The sequence below is a fragment of the Piscibacillus salipiscarius JCM 13188 genome, from assembly GCF_001311865.1.
Classification (GTDB): Bacteria; Bacillota; Bacilli; order Bacillales; family Alkalibacillaceae; genus Piscibacillus; species Piscibacillus salipiscarius.
The window spans coordinates 22,136-41,442 of record NZ_BBCD01000019.1 but is presented as its reverse complement, the minus strand read 5'-3'; the positions used below and the strand labels follow the sequence as shown (position 1 = coordinate 41,442).

Genomic DNA, 19,307 nt, shown 5'->3' with positions numbered 1-19,307 from the left:
TTAAATCGCTTGAATGCCTATTTTATGCCTCAACGGCTTCTTTAACTTCTTCAATTTGGTGTACATTTAATATCTTCTCTAAATTAACTAACACTAAAAGCCGATCATCTTGCTTTGAAACTGCTGATATGTACTCTTGATCAATTCCACCTACCATTTGTGGTGGGTCCTCCACTGTTTCAGTATCTATACCTAGGACTTCTTTGGCCTCATCGACCATAAGACCTAAATGTAACCCATGCAAATTAATTAATAAAATTCGCGATGATGCATCCTTTTTTACTTCTCCAACCTGAAGTAACTCTTTTAAATCAATAACAGTTGTCACTTCATTTCGGATATCAGCGATTCCTTTCACATAATTAGGTGCCTGAGGAACCCTCGTTATATCTGGAACTTTCTCAATAGCCTGTACTTGTTCAATCGGCACACCATAATATTCTTCACGCATACGAAAGACCACAAATTGGTCCATAGTTGCCACCGCCTTTAGCTTAAATGGATATTTTTACTTATTAAAAAGCCTAACCCAACCATATAGTTAAGTCAATGTTATGAAGACATGCTACAATTATTAAGGGTGATAAAAAATGAAAATTTATGTAGATGCAGACGCTTGTCCTGTCAAAGACATTATTATAGAGGAAACTAAAAAAGAAAGGCTTGAGGTAATTCTAATTAGAAGCTATTCTCATTTCTCTAACAAGGTTGAAGACCCACATGTAAAAACGATTTACGTTGATTCTGAAAACGAAGCAGCTGATTATAAAATTATGCAACTCGTAAGTCAGGGAGATGTCGTTATCACCCAAGACTACGGACTGGCTTCTCTTTTACTCGCTAAAAATTGCACAATCCTCCACCATAAAGGGTTTATTTACACAGCTGAAAAAATGGACACTCTTTTGAATGCGCGATATGCAAGTGCTATGGAACGTAAAAGCGGCCAAAAACTAAAGGTCCAAAAGCAATGACAGATCAAGATCGCGACAAGTTCAAACGAATGTTTAAAAAAAGTCATCTCTTCTTAGTACAATCTAATTGCCGTATACACATACCATCCAGATAGGCAAACAATCACTGTTGTCATTAGGATGGTATAAGTTCTTGTCTTAAAGTGCTGAATATATTTTTGGCCGAACTGCCAAGCGATTAAATATACTGGTACTGTCATGATAACTGCTAACAACGTCAATCCTACTGTGAATAATGGTACCTGTAACCAACCATCTACATTATGCCCACTACGGTTCACAAAACCAACCACCGCAATCGATATATAGATTGGATAAAGGTTCAAAAGGCTTACAACTATAAAGTAAAAAATCGTAAGTAAGTTCTTTTTCATCCTATTTTCCCACCTTTTAAGTGAAAATCACCCATTCCCCTACCCTTAATTTACACTAAACACCCAATTAAATCTAGAATTTTCCAAATAATGGTAGAAAAAATTATGCCTCTTCGTGCTTTTTCGATTTAATTCGATAAAAAGTTACCCCTTAAGCACTATTTACTATAAATTTTAAATAATGATAATATTTTATCAATTCAGACACTATCAAGAATAATCAAACGTTCAAGGCAGTATATTTGTGATTGTCGTGTGAAAAATTCAATTTTTTGAAAGGGGAAATGTTGTGAAAAAGTTAATCGTCTTGATCGGTGTGTTAGCATTCTTGCTCATACCACTTCAAACCGTATTTGCAGATGATGCAAGTGCATCTGCAAAACAAGAGTATTTAGTTGAATTTGACGGCCCTGCCAAAAAGGTGTCTTAAATGCCTTTGGTGTTGAGGAGTCAGATATCTTACATGAATTTCAGGTATTACCTGTATACCACGTAAAACTTACGGATAAACAGGCAAAAGGGTTATCTAATAACCCGCACATTAATTTGTTGAGGAGAATGCAGAAGCTAAAGCCACTGCACAAACTGTTCCATGGGGCGTTCCACATGTCCAAGGAACAACTTCTCAAAGTTATGGTTACACTGGTAACGGTGTAAACGTTGCGATTCTTGATACTGGAATCGCTGCTTCACACGGCGACTTAAATGTTTCAGGTGGTTATTCTGTATTTGGTGATTCACCTTATAACGATGGAAATGGGCATGGTACACACGTTGCTGGTACCGTTGCAGCCTTGAACAATAATTCTGGTGTCTTAGGCGTAGCTCCTTCAGCTAACCTATATGCTGTAAAAGTGTTAGATGGTAATGGAAGCGGGTCATATGCTGGAATTGCTGAAGGAATTGAATGGGCAATTCAAAATAACATGGATATTATTAACATGAGCTTAGGAGGATCCCAAAGCTCTTCTATTCTAAAGGATTATGCAGATTATGCTTACTATAATGCAGGTATTTTAGTTGTTGCAGCTGCAGGTAATAGTGGTAACTCTTGGGGCTGGAGTGACACAGTTGGCTACCCAGCTAAGTATGACTCTGTCATCGCAGTTGCAGCTGTAGACCAAAACAACAACCGTGCTTCATTCTCAAGCCACGGTCCTGCTGTTGAGCTGGCAGCACCAGGAGTTAATATTTATAGCACGATGCCTGGAAACAGCTATGATTCCTTAAATGGAACATCAATGGCATCACCTCATGTAGCTGGGGTTGCAGCACAGGTATGGCAAGCTAAACCACATCTATCAAACTCTCAATTACGTTCACTGTTAAACAACACAGCACAATATCTAGGAAACTCAAATTATTATGGTAACGGCTTAGTTCAATCATTTGATGCTATTGCAAATTAATTAATTCAGTAGGGATGAGGCTACTCCTCTTCCCTACTGATCAAAATTTTAGGAGGCTAATTTTGAAAAAGTTTCTAGTTCTAATAACAACATTATTTTTATTAATGGTTCCATTACAAACAAGTTTCGCTGATGAAGCGAAAACTCAAGAAAAAGATGAATATTTAGTACAATTTGATGGTCCTGCCAAAAAAGGGTTGTTAAAAGCATTTGGCGTACAGAGTCAGGATATCGTTCATGAATTTAACCAATTGCCAGTCTATAACGTTACACTTACTGAAAAGCAGGCAAAAGGACTTAAAAATAATCCTCAAATTAAGCACGTAGAAGAAAATGCTGAGGCGCAATCTTTTGCCCAAGAAGCACCGTGGGGAATTCCTCATGTTCAAGGAACAGAAGCCCAAAACAACGGTCATACTGGAGAGGGCGTTAAAGTTGCGATATTAGATTCTGGTGTAGATGCATCCCATGAGGATTTAAATGTCGCTGGTGGATACTCTGTTTTGGTGATTCACCTTATAACGATGGTAATGGCCACGGGACGCATGTTGCTGGTACAGTCGCTGCCCTCGATAATAATCTAGGTGTTGTTGGCGTAGCACCTGATGCTGAAGTGTATGCCGTTAAAGTTCTTGATTCTAGCGGTAGTGGCTCTTATGCCGGCATTGCTGAAGGTATTGAATGGGCGATTAATAATGATATGAATGTTATTAATATGAGCCTTGGTGGGTCTGTAAGTTCAGATGTTTTAAAGGAGTTTGTCGACCTTGCATATCAAGAAGGAATTTTAGTAGTTGCGGCTGCTGGTAATAGTGGTACTTGGTTAGGATGGTTCGATACGGTTGGCTATCCAGCTAAATATGAATCCGCCATGGCAGTAGCAGCAATTGATCAAAGCAATAACCGCGCTTCATTCTCAAGTGCAGGTAACGCAGTTGAAATTTCTGCCCCAGGCGTAGGAGTGTTAAGTACTGTTCCAGGTAATAGTTATGATTCTTACGATGGAACCTCTATGGCATCGCCTCACGTGGCAGGTGTCGCAGCTCAAGTTTGGGCAGCTAAGCCTAATTTAACGAACGTTGAATTACGTGAACTACTTAATAATACAGCAGAAAACCTTGGTAGTTCATTCCATTATGGAAATGGTCTTGTACAATCTTTTGAAGCCATTTCCTATTAATCTAGCGTTTAATATAAAAACCCTTTAGGAGGTCTATAATGAAAAAGATACTGTTCATTTTAAGTGCATTGGTTTTACTACTAATGCCGCTTCAAACAGGCTTCGCACAAGAAGTCGAGCCACAATCTAAATCAGACTACTTAGTAAAATTTGACGGTCCAGCTGAAAAAGGTTTACTAAAAGCCTTCGGTGTTGAAGACCAAGACATCAAACATACTTTTACTAAGCTTCCAGTAGTGGCACTAAGTCTTTCCGATAATCAGGCTAAAAGTTTACTCAACCATCCTCAAATTGAGGCAGTTGAAAAAGATGCTAAAGTTAAGGCTTTTGCGCAAACAACTCCATGGGGCATCCCACATGTTCAAGGCACTGATGCTCAAAATGACGGACACACAGGTAACGGCGTTAAAGTTGCTGTACTAGATACGGGTATTGATTGTTCCCATGAAGATTTAAATGTATCTGGTGGTCACTCAGTATTTGATGATGCTGAAAATAGTGACCCTTGTAATGATGGGAATGGTCACGGTACTCACGTAGCTGGTACAGTGGCAGGACTAGATAATGGATTAGGTGTGCTAGGCGTTGCACCACAAGCTTCTTTATATGCGGTAAAAGTATTAAACAATGATGGTAGCGGATCTTATTCTGGTATCGCTGAAGGAATTGAATGGGCTATTAATAATGACATGGATATTATTAATATGAGCCTAGGTGGATCACAAAGCTCTTCTATCTTAGAAGATTTTGCAAATCTAGCATATGATGAGGGTGTGTTAGTGGTTGCAGCAGCAGGTAATAGCGGTAACAAAGGCGGTAAAAATGATAGCGTTGGTTACCCTGCAAAATACCAATCTGTTATTGCGGTAGCTGCGGTTGATCAAAATAATCAACGCGCAAGCTTCTCGAGCACAGGGCCTGCTGTTGAATTATCAGCACCTGGTGTTAATATCCTAAGCTCTGTTCCTGGTAACAGTTATGATTCTTATAACGGTACATCAATGGCGTCACCACACGTAGCAGGTGTAGCAGCTCAAGTTTGGGCAGCTAAGCCAGGTTTATCTAATGTTGAACTTCGTCAGTTATTAAATGATACCGCACAACCTTTAGGTGATTCTGGCCAATATGGCTTAGGTTTAGTTCAATCATTAGATGCCATTAATCAATAATTAACTATAAGAGCTGTCCTAAAAGTCATAATTAATGACTGATGGGCAGCTTTTTTTAGTTCTTTCTGCAAGCACAACGCGGGTTTCACAAAGCGCACTTCGTTTGTGATCTTAACTCCCCCTCTTCTATATTCCTACTATTTTTTATTAAATAGCACAAAAATCGATCTGATTTTTGATGTAAAAACAATATCTGACTTCATTTATCTCCTTCGACAAATTTCCGCAAAAACAGTCAGTCGTTCGTACCACTAGCCTATCAACCTTATTTACCATTCCTACCCAACTAAAGACTTATTTATTTCATTTCACAGAGGTATTCATTAAACTTTGCTGAAATAAGATGCAATAAATTAATTGGGAGGGTGTGTATGAGAAAGTATTTAAAATTAAATAGGAAATTATTACCTATTACGATGATTCTACTAATGCTTTTTTCGACATGGGTTAACACAGGACTTATAACTTCGATTCATGCTGACAGTGATGTTGAAAAAAGCGAATTAGAAATTGAGAAGGAACGCGAGAAAGCCTTTGAAGAGCAAGACAACGAGCCAAATGAATCAGAGGAACTTAAAAACATCCTGTCAGGCCTCGGATTTACACCTAAGCTTGCCGAACAAACGCCACGAGAACCAAATGCCCCACCTAAAATTGATAAACAAATTTCAAAACAACTCCAAGAAAAGAACAAGTGAATGTTATTATTCACTTAAAAGACCAAACGAATTTCCAGTCCATATACCAAAATATTAAAGGTAAAACGAAAGCTGAGCGTGCTGAACACGTTAGAGAAACCTTAAAGACAAAAGCTCAAGCATCGCAAAAGGGTTAAAGCAAGCTCTATCTGCACTAGAATCAAAAGGGCAAGCTGCTGTTAAAAATGAACTTTGGATTAATAATAGTATTGTCGCAAGTATCAATAAAAAGCGTTAAAGTCTCTTAAAGAACGTGAAGATGTCGAACGTATTCAGTTAGATGAAACATTAAAGGTCCCTAAAGTAACTGTTGAAAGTACCCCTAATCTACCAGAGTGGGGACTTGAAAAAATTAATGCTCCTCAAGTATGGGGAGATTATGGAATTACTGGTGAAAACATAGTCGTTGGAATTATGGATACAGGCGTAGATGGTAATCATGAAGCTCTTAGACATAATTACCGCGGTAGAAACGGTGATCACGAATCATCATGGATTGATCTCTCTGGTGACGGTTACGAGACTCCAGGTGATGGACATGGTCATGGTACTCATGTTGCCGGGACAGCAGTCGGCGGGGGTGAGGGTGAACCAATCGGTGTTGCTCCTGGTGCTGAATGGATTGCCGCAAAGATATTTAAAGATAGTGGTTCTACTACTCTATCAGCGATTCACGAAGCGTTTCAGTGGTTTATGGCTCCTGGAGGTGACCCAAGTAAAGCACCTCATGTCGTTAACAATTCTTGGGGTAACTCAAATACTTATACTTTAGAATTCTACGACGATGTACAGGCTTGGATTTCAGCAGGTATTTTCCCATTATTTGCAGCCGGAAACGATGGGCCAGGTGCTCAAACGATTGGATCTCCTGCTAGTTTTGTAGATTCATTTGCGGTCGGTGCTACCGATCGTTACGACCAGATTGCATCTTTCTCTAGTCGTGGTCCAGTATATTGGGAAAACGAAGATGGTGAAATGGTCAGTTATATAAAACCAGACCTTGCGGCACCTGGTCATGAAATTTATTCAGCTTGGCCAGGTGAAGGTAAGTATAACACAATTAGCGGTACCTCAATGGCTACACCACACGTAGCTGGGTCCATTGCGCTACTTTTAAGCGCAAAGCCTAATCTTAGTGTTCAGGAAATTGCTGATCTATTAAAAAATACAACCCGAAAAGAAGCACATATGGGTGAATTGCCTAACACTCAGTACGGCACTGGTATTTTAAACATTTATCAAGCTGTAACAGAAGCTGCTTTTGCCGGAACATTCACAGGAGAAATTACAAATGGAGACGGCGAAAAGATCTCTGGTGAAATTCTATTACCAGATTTAAACCAAACGATTGAGGTTGAAGATGGAAGCTTCACTCATAAGATCCGTGAAGGGGAACATGAGGTCATCGTTCAATCATTTGGTTATGTGGACTTTGAAACAACCATCACAATTGAAAAAAATGATACAACTGAAGTGAACTGGACATTAGATCAAGCCGAATCGTATACCGTAACCGGGCACGTATTAAACAGCGAATCAGGTGAACCGGTACCTTATGCATTCATTCGAGTTAAAGATACACCGTTAAATACGATTCGCACGGATGAAAATGGAGAATTTACCATCGATCACTTACCTGTTGGCTCTTACGAATTACAATTAACAGGTTCAGACATATTAGGCACAACTAAAACGATTGAGCTAACTCAAGATACAAATATTGATATTAACGTTGAACCAAACCCTAATCCTGGTGAACCAAATTGGAAAACAGCAAACCAGAACTTTGCTCGTAATGCCGTATCAACTAATAGTATTGATATCGAGCAATTAGAAAATAATTGGTCTTATAACACCGATACAAAAGGGCAGATTATATTCTCTTCCCCTTCAGCAGCTGAGAATACAATGGTTTTTACAACTGATCGCGGCTGGGTGACAGCTCTTAATATTAATACACAGGAAGAGTTATGGAGTATACGTTTAGGTGATACGTTACGCTCTACTCCAACTATTCACAATGGCGTTGTTTATGTATCAGGTGGTTCAGATCAATCCATTTATGCATTAGATCTTGAAACAGGACGCACACTCTGGAGTCAAGACATCGGACAACCAGCAGTATACGAAGCTCCAATTGTTAAAGATGAAACCGTGTACGTAGGGTCTAGTATGGATACTGAAACAACAGTTTATGCTCTAAGTGCCCATACGGGTCAAGTAGAATGGTCGGTTGATATCAATGCCTCGTCATTCTTTAACCCTACTCTTGGAGACGAATATTTATACGTCGGAACGTTTGAAGATAAAACATTAAGAGCATTAAACCTAGACGACGGTTCCACTAGTTGGAGCTATACTCTAGAAGAAAATGAAGGGTTTTTATCCCATCCCGTATATAAGGACGGTAACGTTTATGCATTGTCTTCAAACATGGGTAGTAATGGAACTTTACACGCCCTAAATGCGAACGATGGCTCGCTTATATGGAAAACAAACCAAGTTGGCGATTCGCAAGCTAACTCCCCTATTGTTTATGGTGATATGGTCATTGTTAGCTCAGCGAGTCAGCCAATCGTCCGCGCCTTTAACGTTCAAAATGGCGAAGAAATATGGTCTAACGATCAGACAGGGACGATTTTAAACAATGGTGCTATTACTAGTAACGGTATTCTAGTCATTTCAAACACAAATGGCACCCTTATGTGGATGGATGCTTTCACAGGGGAAATCCTAAAGAAAGGGTCACTTCCAAATTACAGTACGTCAACTCCTGTTATTATGCCAGGATCAGTCTTCATTCCTCATTTATCTGGAATTGAACAATTTATTGCTCCCGGAATATTAACTGGTGTGATTCAAGATGATGCTGGTCAAGGAATAGAGGCTAACGTTTCCATAGAAGAAACAGGGCAAGCTACAACAGCGAGTGGGCAAGGTGAGTATACATTCAAACATGCCCCAGGGGAATTTGAGGTCAAAGTCAGTGAGTATGGTTATGAACAAATCACTGAAACGATCACATTCGTCTCTGGTTATGAAATCAATCAAGACTTTACACTACAAGAAGCAGAAGCTGGCTCACTAAAGCTAACCGTTACAAACGAAAGAACAGGCGAAGCGATTGAGAATGTTGAAGTCGAATTAAAAGATACTCCAGTAAATGGAACAACAGATTCAAATGGTTTATTTGAACAATCTGAAGTTTATGCTGGAACTTATGATGTCACACTTAATTTAAATGGGTTTGAAACTAAAACGGAAACAATTGATATTACAGCTAATACCCTTAATGATTTCGAATTTACATTAAAGCCAATTGGCATCGCTGTTTTGAATGACTATGAATCAGAAATCACTGAACTCCTCAATTTAAATGGATTCCTAGCTGAGGAACGTGATTGGGATATTATTGAGGACATCAATCGTTACGATATCGTTTACTTAAATGGTGCTTATACCACAGACGGACAACCACCTGATGAAGAAACCTTTAATGAATTAGTTCAAAAAGCAAAAGAGTTCGATGTGAATCTAGTATTCGCTGATACTTGGGGCCAGAGTTATGGAAGTATACACCATTTAACTGATTATTATGAGGACCCACAAGAGCTTCTTCATAATTATGGGTCGGGAACAGTATCTTTAAAGGTAAATGAAGAACATCCTATTTTTGAAGGTTATGAAGTTGGAGATTATTTAGAGTTAAGCAGCCGAAGCGGCGACTTCGCATGGTTCAATCAATATTCAGGCAGGGACCTTGCAGAAATTGGATCATCCGAACTTGGATTAGTCGGTACAGGTGTTGCTTATAAGCCTGTTAGTGAGAATAGTGCGCACTTGTTACTATCGACACATTCGGCGTCACCATGGTCTTCTCCTTTCCAAAGCTGGCAACAAGATATGCAAAACGTTTCTTAAACAGTATGAATTACTTGTTATCAGCTGAATTCGGTCAGGTCACCGGAACGGTTAAGAATGAGGAAGGCGATCCGCTTAACGCTACAGTTGAAGTTGTCGAAACAGGTTATCAATACAATGATCAAAGCGACCTTAATTTCTATCATGATGTAGGGACGTATACCCTGAAAATCAGAGCATCTGGTTACGAGACAAAGACGCAAGAAGTTGAGGTTAAAAATGGAGAACCTGTTAACTTAGATATTGTATTAGTCTCAACGCAAGGTGGTTCGGTCACTGGCGAAATCATAGATTCGCTGACAGGTGCACCTTTAGCAGGTGTTGATATTACACTCCATCAGGAAGGAGAAGTCGTTTCAGAAACAACTTCTGGCGAACAAGGATACTATGAATTTTTAGATTTAGATGAAGGCCACTACACGCTCAAGCTTAATAAAGAAAATTATATACAGGAATCCACCAGACTTGAAGTCGGTTCTGTACCTATTGAACAAAATGTGGAACTTACACAAGTTCCATCTGTAGCAGTACTAGATGATTACTATTCAAGTGAACGTAGTTCGAATCGGTGTTAGAAGAAGTCGGTATTCCAGTAGAAGAAGTTTCTGATGATGAGATTATAGATCGTTTAGATGAATTTGATGTCGTGTTTGTGAATGGTCTAGGTCTTGACCTTAGAGATCAGATAGATCAATTACTTCATAAAGCCGATCAATCGAAGACAAGTGTCGTATTTGGAGAAACGTATTATACATCATCTCCTTTAAATCAATTAGTCGAAAGACGCGGTGATCCATCTAGTCGAAACAGAGCTGACCATTCATCTAGCACAGAATATGTCGTCACTGAACCACATGAGATATTTGGTGATTTAGAAGCCGGGGACACCATTGAAATTCTACCACCTGGAAGTGGACGCATTGCTGCTTATGGTGGATATAGTGGTTATAATATCGCCGACATTAAAACCGAGATTTAAACCAACCTTATGGACCTGGAATGGGTTATAAACCTAGGACAGAAAGCAGCGTTGAACTATTACTTGGAGGGTACGGTTTTACTTTTAGTCATGATGCGGATGACTACACAGCAGAAGGTAAAGAACTACTTATTGATAGCATCGTTTGGGCAGCTCATGCTGAATTCCCGACCATTAATGGAACAGTGGCAGACCAAGAAGGGAATCCTCTTGATGCAACTGTTAAAGTCGTTGGCGAAAGCTTTGAAACTACCACAAATGATAATGGCGAATACTCCATTGCATTACTAGAAGGTGATTATGAAATAGAAGTGGAATCATTTGGATATGAATCTCAAACCATTTCAGCATCTGCTAGTCATGGCAATGAACCTGTTAACGTTAAATTAGAGGTACACCAAGAAGCAGGATCTATAAGTGGTGTAATTGAGAATGAACAGGATGGCCAAGCCATTCAAGATGTTAACATCAATGTTGATGGAATTCCGCGAGAAACGACAAGCAATACTCAAGGAGCATTTAACATCGATCGAATGGAGCCTGGAGAATACACATTAACCTTAACAGCAGATGGTTATGTTACGAAAGAACTTAACATTTCTATAAATCCAGGTGAAAATTTAGATCTGACAATTAGAATGAAGCCTTCTCCTCTTGTGGGGATCATTGTAGATAACCAATCAAATGATGAAACTCTAGCTAACTATTTAGAAGGTCGAGGCTTTAATACAAAAGAGCTATTCTATACTGATTTGGATCAACTTAGTGATTTAGATTTAGTCATTGCTAACTCAGACTATAATCGTGACCTCGAACCGACAGAGGAAGAATTTGATCGTTTCCTTAAAGCAATTGATCAAGAAAAATTATCTGTTATTTGGACAGGACATGTAAATGGTCGAGGCGGCATACGCTTTTTACATCAGTATGAGAATAATCCGCAAGTTGAAATAAGAGAACGAGACGCTGATAAGACAATTAAACCTATTGCTGAACACCCAATTACAGCTGGATTAGAGGTTAATGACACTTACTCTTTCGAAAGTCGTTCAGATTACTATTATGCATTTGATGAGTACGATGGTCATACCGTAGCTACAGTCAACCATCCAACTGAAGGTGACCTAGGTGATTTAGCCGCGTATAAAGGAAGAACGACAGATTCCGTTGAAGTGCTACTTGCTAATACAACATTCGGGTATCAGTTTAGCCCTGATGAGCCACGTTACTTCAATGAAACGCTTGTCAAGCTCATTAATAACTCCATTCTTTGGACATTAGACAATGAAGAATCTTTAGCAGCCGACGTTAATGGTGTTATTAATAACGATTTAGGTACGCAAATTGCAGGTACGGTGACGGTTAAAGAAACAGGGAAAATCATTGAATCAAATGCTGATGGTGAGTTTTTCTTAGGGTTACAAGAAGGCACTTACACATTAGAAATTGAAGCATTTGGTCATCAAACTGGTGAATTTTCTATAACGGTTGAAAATGGCGAAGTTTATAATGAAACTTTCACTATACAATCTAACGACATCGGAACATTAAGTGGTCAAATTTTAGATGGTGAAACTGAAGAGCCTATTTCCGGAGCAACCGTTAACATTTTAGGGACACCAGCTTCTGTTGAAACAGATGAAAATGGAGAATTTGAATTAACCCTCCCTATTGGTAGTTATGACTTGCAGGTCATGGCTGAAGGGTATATGACCACAACAGAAACAAACATTGACATCAAGCATAATGAAACTACGGACGTTTCAGTCTTCATGCCTTACTCCGAAAAAGTTGCTGTCATTACGATGTCATCTCGGTTTGATGAATTTGAATCAGTCATGACAAATGCTGGGTACGATGCCGATTACATTAACTATACAGATTTAGATGAGTTTATTTCAGAAATTCCAAATTACGCTTTAATTATCTATAACAATCACTCTTATTATACGAGTGATGAACTGTTTACCGATTTCATTGAAAAAACAGACGAGCATGAAGTTAGTGTTATCTTCGCATCGCAATATGGTGGTGGCACGATTGGTGATTTAAGTGATTTACTCGGCGACCCTGCTGATGTTGAGCATGGTTTTGTGCCAGGTCACATCAATATTAAAACGATGCAAGATCACCCACTATTTGCTGGTATTCAGGATGAAGAGTTCCGCATATTAGATGATGGCGACAATAATCAGCAGTATGCGATTTACGAAGATTATAGCGGTACAACTATTGGCTCCATTTCTCATGATCAAGAGGGTGTTATTGGGGATGGTATCGGCTATGATTTCCGAACTGCGAATAGTGTGCACCTACTACTGTCTGGGTTTCAAATTGGCAGCTACTCAGATCCAACATCGAACTGGACAGATGAGGCTCACATCTTCTACCAGAATGCTATGAACTGGGCGCTAAATGCTAGCATTGGTGAGATTCGTGGTACAGTAACTGATGTTAATGATGAACCAATTGCAAATGCCACTGTTAGTATTCCGGGTCTCGACATTGAGACGACAACCAATGCTAACGGCGAGTACCAAATCGGTATTGGTACTGGAACTTATGACGTGAGCGTATCAGCTCGTGGTTATCATGAAGACACCAAATCAGTCACAGTAGAATCTCAAGGACATTCTGCTGAACTAAACTTTACGCTTGAGGCCATTGAAGGTCAACCAATTACTGGTCAAGTTATGGATGCTGAGAATGAAGGAACATTATCTGGTGCGACTGTTGAGCTATATATTGGTGATGAAACAGAACCAATTGAGACAGTTGAAACAAGTGAAGATGGCCAGTTTAATTTCGATCAACTTTTACCAGATGATTATGTACTGAAAATTAAACGGGATGGTTATTTAAATAAAACGATTGAAACAGTCCTTGGAGATAAACCAATTACTGTTGATGTTCTTCTAAATGACATAAAAGTTGCTGTCGTAGGAGATTTTAAAAACAAACTTCAGACTCTATTAAATGACCATGACTTGTACGCTGAAGGACGAGATTGGGATGTTGCTCAAGATGTCACTGAATACGATTTGATTATTCTTAACTCAAGTGAAGGAAATCCGGAGCAGCTTCAAGAATTAATCGATGCCACCGATGAACATGATGTTAGCTTAGCCTTCCTTGGTACATGGGGGGCGAATCGTGGCTCAATTCCTACTCTTAAAGATACAGTAGGTTACCCAGAACGTGGAGATGATGGATACGACGAAGGAGAAGTCATTCTTAACGTCAGCGATTCAGAACATCCAATTTTTGAAGGATTGCCAGATGAGATGACAATTCATAGTGAGAAGAGTCCATACTCTGCTTTTGTTAACTATCCAGGACATCAATTAGGAGATCTTCAAGTGGATGGTGAAACTAAAGGGACTGCAGTCGCTTATAGTTATCGAAGTCAGCAGTCAGTTCATTTATTACTATCTTCATTTGCAGTCAACAATATGATCGGACCTGGTTACGGATGGACAGAAGATGGACAAGCACTATTTGTTCAAGCTATGGACTATGCTCTAAATGCGGAGCAAGAACCTCCAAGTACTCCTGCTTGGGATCAGAAACGGTTAAAAAACTGATGAATCACTTGTGACATTAACTGGACAAGCAGAGCCATTTACTACTGTTAATATATATGAAACTAAAGGAAATAAAACAAATCTAGTTGGCTCAGGTAAAGCTAATTCAGATGGGGAGTTCGCTATTGAAATTGAATTCTCGAATGGAAACCACTTCTTAAAAACAGAAGCCGAAAACTTCGCAGGAACATCTGACTTAAGCGAACAGATGCAGCTGATTGTAACAAGTGAATAAATTAATAAAGGGTGGCTCATAACTGAGTCACCCTTTTTATAACTTGACGATAATTTAAAAAAAAGTTATCGTAACATCCATAATACTTAACGTAACAATCACTAAAACTTGCCGTTAAGTCATCGGTAAAAAAGTCCCTCAATGAGTAAATCTTCTTCCCGCCTCTCCCTACTGTGGTTTTAGCAGTGACCATTGAATTTAATATAGCCTCCTCTGTCGCTTCACTTACAGCTTGAAACGCTTGATTGATGTCATCCTCATGTATCGCTTTAAAACTTTGAAGACCATTACTAGAGTTATGCGGAACTTTATTGTCAGTTGAAAACCCAATGACAATATCCCCGCTTCCATTACCGTAAAAAGATCCCGTACGTGAAATGCCTGCAGCTGATCGTTTAATCACTCTTCTCAGTTGTCTGTGGCTAACCGGTAAGTCTGTTGCGACCACCACCATAATAGAACCCTTATCTGGTTCTGACGTAACATCAAGTTGCTGCTTTAAACTTTTACCGATATCTCGGCCATCTATGCGAAACTGATCGAGTTGTCCAAAATTTGATAAGACAAGAACTCCTAGTGTGTATGTACCATGCTCATACTGAATGATTCTTGAGGATGAGCCTATTCCTCCTTTTAAACCAAAGCATGACATGCCAGTTCCGGCCCCAGTGGCTCCTTCCTCAAAATCTACACGTGCTTTGTTAAGAGCATGATGGGCATCTTCTTTAGTCAAAGCCATGGCACGTATATCATTTAAGATCATATCATTACATTCACCAACAAAAGGATTAACCGTTCCAGTAGTGCGCCCAATTTCAGGGTTCTGTTTTAACGTATACTCAATTAAAGCCTCCGAACAAACTCCAACATTAAAGGTATTAGTGAGTAAAATCGGGGTTTCAATTGTGCCTAATTCATTAATCTGAATAGAACCAACTGTCTTTCCAAAACCATTTATGACATGTGTTGCCCCAACGACTTTTTCTTTAAAAACATTTCCATTATGGGGAAAAACAGATGTAACGCCTGTATGAAGATCACCTTTAGCGAACGTTTGATGACCGACTTTCACACCATGTACATCTGTTATTTTATTAAGTTTACCAGTGTTCATTGTTCCTATTTTATAACCATAGTCTCGAATCCGTTTCACCAATGCCTCCACTCCTTTTCTTTTTAGTTTAACTTAATTAAAAAACCGTTTCACTCATCTCTGAGTAAAACGGTTGATTATTTATTGATAATTTTGTGGGCCTTGGTTCTGTTGGTTTTGTTGCTGTTGCTGCTGAGCCTGCTGTCCCATTTGAGCTTGTTGCTGGTTCATTTGCGACTGCTGTTGCTGACCCATTTGGGCTTGGCCTTGTTGAGCTTGATTAGCCTGTTGACCTTGCTGAGCCATCTTGTTATGGGCTGGGAACGATATGTTTGATAAAGCTTGACTCGCTTCATTTTGGAATATGTTTTGAGTGGCTAGGTCACCAAGTGATAACATCCCAGCTAATTGACCATTTTCTGTGACCGGTAAACGACGGATTTGTTTCTCTGCCATTAATTGTGCTGCTTGATGAATATCCATGCTCGCATCTGCTGTAGTGAGCTGATCACTCATGCACTCACCTACTGTACAGTTTCCGTCCTTATCCATTGCCGTTGCACGCGTTGTAATATCACGGTCTGTAATAATTCCTCTTAACGCACCATTCTCAACAACCGGAATAGCGCCGATATCGTTTTGCACCATTAATTCAGCCGCTTCTTTTAAAGATTGCTGAGGGGTAACAGATACAACATTTGTACTCATTAAGTTTTTGATTGAATTTTGCATAATAAAAAATCACTCCTTTTACCATTTATATTTAGCAAAAGAAGTGATATTATGCACAGAAGATATAATAGACAAAAAGGCTACTGAGGTGAACTTAATGGAAGTTTTCGGTTCCGTAATCGACAAGCAAACACGTTGTAAGCACTATCATAGTAAATATGATGTGATTGCTATTAAATTCAAATGTTGTAACGCTTACTATCCATGTTATAAATGCCATGAAGAATCGGTCAGTCACTCTATTGAACGCTGGGAACCAGAAGAGTTTAATCAAAAAGCGGTTCTATGCGGCATCTGCAGGCATGAATTAACGGTGAATGAATATTTGAATTCTGCTAACCAATGCCCAAATTGCCAAGCAAAGTTTAATCCTGGTTGTCAGCTTCATCACGATTTATATTTTAAGGTTTAGTATATCTTGTCGCCTAATTTGGCGACAAGTCATCATCTAACCCTCCACATCTCTTCTTCTATATAACCATAAACCAAACACCATAAAGACCGCAGCAATCACACTGAGAATCAATGAACTCATAAACTCAAAACTTTCTATGGGATAGTCCACAACATGTTCAAAAGCGGAAATGTTTCGCACAGCATCCGAAAATTGAAGTAGATCTCCCATATAAATGACTATAAATATAAATCCTAAATAGATCCACCCTAAACTATTCAATCTACCTAAACCTATAAAAATACTTGCTACACCAATCATGATCCATGAAGCAGGCAAAAATACCATAATTGAATTAAACAATTCCATAAAACGTTAAGTCTTCCTCAATTACCCAAGCCCCAGCGCTACTAAGACCTAACGCACCTGCTCCTAACGTTATAATACTTGTAAAGATCGCAACTAAAATATAGTTACCAAATAGTTTGACCCTTGGTAAAGCTGTTGCTAGTAATTGTTCTGTTCGATTACGTTTTTCCTCTTTCCTCAATTTATTAACAGCCATAACAGCTGGAATGGTTGAAAGTACAGCCATAATGGATGCGATCATCGTAATAAACTGTAGCGTCATGGATACGCCCTCTTGAGTCGCCATAACTTCCTTCATCATTTCAATCTCAGCAAAATACGTGTCTGTATCACCTAGGACAGATCCATAGGTAGCACCAAATACATAAGCCACAACTGCCCAAGAAATAATCGATGTTTTCTGTAATCGTATTGTTAAGCCTAAATGTGATTTCGTCAAAGCCCCTGCGTCACGCTTTCCTCTCTTTGAAGGTAAAAAGCCTGCTCCTAGATCTCTAATTGAATTTAAATACATAGCAATAATCACAATGACTATTGACAGCAAGAATGTCATCATAACGGGCCACCAATAGTTATTGACATATACTTCTGATCTCAATACCCAACCAAAGGGTGAAAACCAGGAAATAGTATCATTGACCACATCACCAATCGCTCGAATGAGGTAACTTAATCCAACTAGTAAAAATGATAATCCAACAGCCCCTTTAGAGGTCTGGGTTAACTGAGCGAAGAAAGCCGTTGTTGCTGAAAAAAATAACCCGGTAACACCTAATGCTGCTCCGTATAACATGGAACCATTAAAACTCATGCTTTCAATACCAAGAGCATAAAGACCAAAACCTGTTGCTAAGCTTAATATGATATAAATCATCGACATGACTAAAAGAGTTGATGTTAAATTTGACAATCTTCCGCTTGGTAAGGCACGTATGAGTTCTATTTTCCCTTCCTCTTCTTCTGCACGAGTGTGGCGTACAACTAATAAGACACTCATAACAGCAATAATGAGTAGCGTGATTGCCAACATCTGATGGGCCATCATGGCTCCAACCGTATAATTATCTAACCCAAACCCCGGTCCTAATAGAGCAGTAATAGCTGGATTCTCCATCGTCGATGCCACTTGTTGCCGTTCTGCTTGTGAGGCATATAAATCTTTATATGCCCAGGCCGTAAGTATCGTCATCGTCAAAAAGCCAAATAGCCAAATAATGAAACGTAAACGATCACGTCTAATAATCAGCTTCATTAACATTCCAGTTTTTAAAAATTGGCCACTCCCCATTATTTCACACCTCCAGCTTCTCCTTCATAATGTCTCATAAATAAATCTTCTAAAGTTGGTGGTGCACTCTCTAACTTAATCACTCCCGCTTCGCTTACTTGTTTCATAACACCGTCTAATTGATCCGCATCCACTTGAAAACGGTACTTATTACCGTCACTTTCTAAATCATGTATTCCATCTAGGTGGTCAAACGATAGTGGATTCTTGGTTTCAAGTAGAATTGTTGTACGAGTTAAATGTCGCATTTCGTCTAATGAGCCTGATTCAATCATCTCACCATTACGAATAATCCCAACTTGATCACATAATTTTTCAACCTCAGATAAGATGTGACTTGATAATAAAACGCTTTTCCCTTCTTCTTTCGCTTCTAAAACGCATTCTTGAAATACACGCTCCATTAATGGATCAAGCCCTGATGTCGGTTCATCTAAAATATATAAATCAGCATCTGCTGCAAATGCAGATACAAGTGCAACCTTCTGACGATTTCCCTTAGAGTATGTTCCGCATTTTTTAGTAGGATCTAGCTGAAATCGTTCAATTAACTGCTCTTTTCTGTTAGTATCGATTTTTGCACCTCGCATTTTAGTGAAAAAATCAATGACTTCCCCGCCTGTTAAATTAGACCATAAATTAACATCGCCAGGTACATAAGCTATTCGCTTATGAATCTCAACAGCATCATCCCAAACATCTTTACCAAAAATCGTCGCTTTACCTGATGAAGCTTTTAATATGCCTAACAATATTCGAATTGCTGTTGATTTACCTGCACCGTTTGGTCCAATAAACCGTAAACCTCCCCTTCACTTAATTCGAGATCCACTCCTCTTAACGCTTGAACTTTTCCGAAATGTTTCTTAAGCCCCTCTGCCTTTAGCATAACCATCTTTCAATCCCCC

At 39.2% G+C, this 19,307-nt stretch carries 17 protein-coding genes and 3 pseudogenes; 13 read left to right on the top strand and 7 right to left on the bottom strand.

Translation table 11 applies throughout. From position 1 onward, the window contains the following. Positions 1-22: 22 nt before the first annotated feature. A complete protein-coding gene (locus JCM13188_RS12770) occupies positions 23-475 on the bottom strand; it encodes a chemotaxis protein CheW (RefSeq protein ID WP_054754485.1) in 453 nt (150 codons plus the stop codon). Positions 476-590: 115 nt separating this feature from the next. On the opposite strand from JCM13188_RS12770, the pseudogene JCM13188_RS12765 reads away from it, so the two are divergent. After that, positions 591-1,069 (top strand): annotated as a pseudogene (locus JCM13188_RS12765) (YaiI/YqxD family protein). Here the strand turns inward: JCM13188_RS12765 and JCM13188_RS12760 are convergent. After that, positions 1,028-1,348 (bottom strand): hypothetical protein, encoded by a 321-nt coding sequence (locus JCM13188_RS12760; RefSeq protein WP_054754484.1) that lies wholly within the window; start codon positions 1,346-1,348, stop codon positions 1,028-1,030. The pseudogene JCM13188_RS12765 and the gene JCM13188_RS12760 overlap by 42 nt on opposite strands. Before the next feature lie 289 nt (positions 1,349-1,637). On the opposite strand from JCM13188_RS12760, the gene JCM13188_RS19290 reads away from it, so the two are divergent. The 11 genes and pseudogenes from JCM13188_RS19290 to JCM13188_RS12715 all read left to right on the top strand — a co-directional run bounded on the left by JCM13188_RS19290 (position 1,638) and on the right by JCM13188_RS12715 (position 14,523). After that, a complete protein-coding gene (locus JCM13188_RS19290; RefSeq protein ID WP_279401818.1) occupies positions 1,638-1,778 on the top strand; it encodes a hypothetical protein in 141 nt (46 codons plus the stop codon). 235 nt (positions 1,779-2,013) lie between these two features. After that, a complete protein-coding gene (locus JCM13188_RS12755) occupies positions 2,014-2,757 on the top strand; it encodes a S8 family peptidase (RefSeq protein ID WP_439646643.1) in 744 nt (247 codons plus the stop codon). 104 nt (positions 2,758-2,861) lie between these two features. After that, positions 2,862-3,937: pseudogene (locus tag JCM13188_RS21955) on the top strand (S8 family peptidase). A 38-nt stretch (positions 3,938-3,975) separates the two neighbouring features. Further along, on the top strand, positions 3,976-5,106 hold the full coding sequence (locus JCM13188_RS12745) for a S8 family peptidase (protein WP_054754483.1): 1,131 nt from the start codon (positions 3,976-3,978) through the stop codon (positions 5,104-5,106). A 371-nt stretch (positions 5,107-5,477) separates the two neighbouring features. After that, positions 5,478-5,804, top strand: a complete 327-nt coding sequence (locus JCM13188_RS12740) for a hypothetical protein (RefSeq protein ID WP_054754482.1) — start codon at positions 5,478-5,480, stop codon at positions 5,802-5,804. Next, positions 5,801-5,941 carry a hypothetical protein gene (locus JCM13188_RS19285; RefSeq protein ID WP_279401817.1) on the top strand — a complete coding sequence of 47 codons (141 nt, stop codon included), beginning with the start codon at positions 5,801-5,803 and terminating at the stop codon, positions 5,939-5,941. Before JCM13188_RS12740 ends, JCM13188_RS19285 begins: the two co-directional genes overlap by 4 nt. 133 nt (positions 5,942-6,074) lie before the next feature. Next, entirely contained in the window at positions 6,075-9,725 is a 3,651-nt protein-coding gene (locus JCM13188_RS12735) for a S8 family serine peptidase (protein ID WP_369405025.1), read from the top strand. Positions 9,726-9,739: 14 nt separating this feature from the next. After that, positions 9,740-10,300, top strand: a complete 561-nt coding sequence (locus JCM13188_RS12730) for a carboxypeptidase-like regulatory domain-containing protein (RefSeq protein ID WP_279401816.1) — start codon at positions 9,740-9,742, stop codon at positions 10,298-10,300. Then, positions 10,294-10,704, top strand: a complete 411-nt coding sequence (locus tag JCM13188_RS12725) for a hypothetical protein (RefSeq protein WP_054754479.1) — start codon at positions 10,294-10,296, stop codon at positions 10,702-10,704. Before JCM13188_RS12730 ends, JCM13188_RS12725 begins: the two co-directional genes overlap by 7 nt. Positions 10,705-10,724: 20 nt before the next feature. Beyond that, positions 10,725-14,288, top strand: a complete 3,564-nt coding sequence (locus JCM13188_RS12720) for a carboxypeptidase regulatory-like domain-containing protein (protein ID WP_054754478.1) — start codon at positions 10,725-10,727, stop codon at positions 14,286-14,288. 10 nt (positions 14,289-14,298) lie between these two features. Then, complete coding sequence (locus tag JCM13188_RS12715; RefSeq protein ID WP_054754477.1) at positions 14,299-14,523, top strand: Ig-like domain-containing protein; 225 nt, start codon at positions 14,299-14,301, stop codon at positions 14,521-14,523. A 16-nt stretch (positions 14,524-14,539) separates the two neighbouring features. On the opposite strand, the gene JCM13188_RS12710 is transcribed toward JCM13188_RS12715, so the two are convergent. Together JCM13188_RS12710 and JCM13188_RS12705 are read right to left on the bottom strand one after the other, a co-directional pair. Beyond that, complete coding sequence (locus tag JCM13188_RS12710) at positions 14,540-15,676, bottom strand: DmpA family aminopeptidase (RefSeq protein ID WP_369405015.1); 1,137 nt, start codon at positions 15,674-15,676, stop codon at positions 14,540-14,542. A gap of 81 nt (positions 15,677-15,757) precedes the next feature. Further along, the gene (locus tag JCM13188_RS12705; RefSeq protein ID WP_279401814.1) at positions 15,758-16,348 is read right to left on the bottom strand and encodes a CBS domain-containing protein; all 591 of its coding nucleotides are present in this window, start codon (positions 16,346-16,348) and stop codon (positions 15,758-15,760) included. Positions 16,349-16,445: 97 nt separating this feature from the next. Here JCM13188_RS12705 and JCM13188_RS12700 point away from each other — a divergent pair, with 97 nt between their 5' ends. Further along, complete coding sequence (locus JCM13188_RS12700; RefSeq protein ID WP_054754476.1) at positions 16,446-16,760, top strand: CHY zinc finger protein; 315 nt, start codon at positions 16,446-16,448, stop codon at positions 16,758-16,760. A gap of 36 nt (positions 16,761-16,796) precedes the next feature. On the opposite strand, the gene JCM13188_RS12695 is transcribed toward JCM13188_RS12700, so the two are convergent. The 3 genes and pseudogenes from JCM13188_RS12695 to JCM13188_RS12685 all read right to left on the bottom strand — a co-directional run bounded on the left by JCM13188_RS12695 (position 16,797) and on the right by JCM13188_RS12685 (position 19,294). Continuing rightward, on the bottom strand, positions 16,797-17,090 hold the full coding sequence (locus tag JCM13188_RS12695) for an efflux permease Rv1217c-related protein (RefSeq protein ID WP_279401813.1): 294 nt from the start codon (positions 17,088-17,090) through the stop codon (positions 16,797-16,799). Between the two features lie 7 nt (positions 17,091-17,097). Next, complete coding sequence (locus JCM13188_RS12690) at positions 17,098-18,399, bottom strand: ABC transporter permease (RefSeq protein ID WP_054754474.1); 1,302 nt, start codon at positions 18,397-18,399, stop codon at positions 17,098-17,100. Continuing rightward, positions 18,399-19,294 (bottom strand): annotated as a pseudogene (locus JCM13188_RS12685) (ABC transporter ATP-binding protein). The gene JCM13188_RS12690 and the pseudogene JCM13188_RS12685 overlap by 1 nt, the downstream one beginning before the upstream one ends. Between the last annotated feature and the right edge of the window lie 13 nt (positions 19,295-19,307).